Source organism: Aliivibrio sp. SR45-2 (assembly GCF_963890165.1).
GTDB classification, from domain to species: domain Bacteria; phylum Pseudomonadota; class Gammaproteobacteria; order Enterobacterales; family Vibrionaceae; genus Aliivibrio; species Aliivibrio salmonicida.
This window is the reverse complement of record NZ_CAWPRC010000139.1, coordinates 1-215: the sequence shown is the minus strand read 5'-3', so window position 1 is coordinate 215 and position 215 is coordinate 1. Positions and strand designations below refer to the sequence as shown.

Annotated in this window: 1 protein-coding gene; it reads left to right on the top strand. The window is 52.1% G+C overall.

Annotated elements, in window-relative coordinates; all coding sequences use genetic code 11:
* A partial coding sequence (locus AACV33_RS06850) for a cadherin repeat domain-containing protein (protein WP_182700755.1) occupies positions 1 to 215 on the top strand: 215 nt, incomplete at both ends.

The window sequence follows — 215 nt, the reverse complement described above, 5'->3', positions numbered from 1 at the left end:
ACCCTATCTCAAGATGATATTGATGCCGGTCTATTTGCGATTGATGCCACCACGGGTGTGGTGACGGTGATTGGCAATTTAGATCATGACACGGCGCCGTCTCATTCGATTGATATTATTGCGACCTCTACCGATGGCTCAACCAGTACGGGCGCGTTTAACATCACGGTGACGGATGCGGATGGTACGTTGCCGGGTGGCGGCGATACGGATAA